General features: G+C 72.6%; 1 protein-coding gene. It reads right to left on the bottom strand.

Annotated features, from left to right (window positions below; translation table 11 throughout):
- A partial coding sequence (locus tag AB0B91_RS65220; RefSeq protein WP_358343045.1) for an amino acid adenylation domain-containing protein occupies positions 1–2,111 on the bottom strand: 2,111 nt, incomplete at its 3' end.
- Positions 2,112–2,262: the final 151 nt, after the last annotated feature.

Consider the following 2,262-nt stretch of genomic DNA (forward strand, 5'->3'; position numbering starts at 1 on the left):
GGCAGCGCGTTTCGGTCGATCTTGCCGGTGCCGCCGACGGGGAAGCGGTCGAGGACCACGGTGGCGGCGGGAACCATGTAGGCGGGCAGCAGGGCCGCGGCGTGCGCGCGCAGGTCGCCGACGGCGGGGGTACGGCCGTTGCGCCCGGTGACGTAGGCGACGAGTCGGGCGGTGCCGTTGTCCTCGCGGCGCACCACCACGGCCGTGCCGACGTCCGTGTGCTGTTCGAGCACGGCTTCGATCTCGCCGAGTTCGATGCGGATGCCGTTGACCTTCACCTGGTGGTCCATCCGACCGAGGATCTCCAGGGCGCCGGAGGCGTTCCATCGGCCGAGGTCGCCGGTGCGGTAGGCGACGCCGCCGCTGTACGGGTCGGTGACGAAGCGCTGGGCGGTCAGCTCGGGGCGGTTGAGGTAGCCGTCGGCGACGCCGTGGCCGGTGATGAGGATTTCGCCGGGTACGCCCATGGGGACGAGGCCGAGGTTGGTGTCGACGACGCGGATCTGGCGGTTGGGCATGGGCCAGCCGATGGGTACGTAGGCGCCGCCCCAGCCGGCCGACGCGTCGAACCAGGTACACGCCACGGACGCCTCGGCGGGCCCGTACGCGTTGATCAGCCGCGCGCCGGCGGTCATCCACCGCTGTGCCATGTGGGGCGGGATGGGTTCCCCGGCGAGGGTCACGCACGTCATGCTCGGACAGTCGGCGGGGTCGACGGCGGCGAGATTGGTGGGCGGGCAGAACGCGTGGGTCGCCTGTTCCTTGGCGATCAGGTCGGTGAGTCGCCGGCCGTCGAGCAGGTCGTCGCGGGAGGAGACCACGACGCGGGCGCCGGAGGTCAGCGCGGTGTAGATCTCGCCCAGGGCGACGTCGAAGACGGGCGCGCAGCAGTGCAGCATCCGGCTGTCCGGGCCCACCGCGCACTCGTCGCGCATCCAGGTGACGAAGTTCGTGAGCTTGTCGTGGGTCAGTACGACGCCCTTCGGGGTGCCGGTGGAGCCCGATGTGTAGATCACGAACGCGGGCGCGTCGGCCGGCACCTGCGGCAGGTCGACAGCGTCGGCGGCTTGCACGGCGGGCCAGTCGTCGTCGAGGGCCACCACCCGTACGCCGTCGGGACGGGGGACGCGGGGGGCGACCTCCCCGACGGTCAGCACGACCCGCGCGCCGTGGTCGGCCAGCAGCATCCGCATCCGCTCCACCGGCCACGACACGTCCATCGGCGTGTACGCCGCCCCCGCCCGCAGCACACCCAACGTCGCCACCAACGTCCACAGGCTGCGATCCAACGCCAACGACACCACATCACCCACGCCGACACCCGAGCCGCGCAGATACCCGGCCACCACCCCCGACCGACGATCCAACTCCCCGTACGTCAACACCTCACCACCGAAGACCCCCGCCACCGCCTCCGGCGAACGCCGCGCCCACGCCAACACCAACTCGTGGATCGGCTCACCCGGCACCTCACGCACCGGACCCCGACCCCACGCCAACAACCGCTCCCGCTCCGCATCACCCACCAACGGCAACCCCGACACACCCAGCCCCGACCCCGCCAACCCCGCCGACACCAACACCACCACCTGATCCACCAGACCCCGCACCCACTGCCCCGAAAAACCCTCCACCGCGTAATCCACCCGCACCGCCGAGGCATCCGACGCCACCGACACCACCAGATCCACACCCACCACACCCGGCCCCACCACCGCCACCGGCCCATCCACCACACCCACCACCACCGGACCCACCACACCCGCACCCAACGCGACCGGCTCGGCCAACGCCGCACCCACCCGCGCCGTCAACTCCCCGAAGCCCGGATCACCCGCCACGTCCACCCGCAGCACCGACCCGCCGTCACCCGACGACAGGCCCAGCACGATCTCCTCCTGGGCCGTCCAGCGCGCCAGGACCGCCACGAGCCCGGCGAGCACGACGTCGGCGGCCGGTCCGACGTCCGGCAGCCAGGAGGGGAGCACCCGGTGCACCGAGGCCGCCCGGGCGGGCCACACCGTCGGCTGGCGCAGGTCTCCCACCAGGTCCAGGGTCCCGGCGTCAACCGCACCGGCCACGCTCCGGGCACCATCGAACCCGACAGACATCAGCTCAACCTCCGATCGAAAGGTGGCGACCGGAAGGCACGGGGCCGCAACGGCCGGTCAGCCGAGGTGCCGTACCGCCGGGCGGACTCCGGTCGGCGCGGCAGGAGCGGTTCGCGGGGCGTGCGGTCCGGTCGGGTGGCCGGCGTGCGGG

It is taken from the genome of Nonomuraea sp. NPDC049141 (genome assembly GCF_040648415.1).
GTDB lineage: Bacteria > Actinomycetota > Actinomycetes > Streptosporangiales > Streptosporangiaceae > Nonomuraea.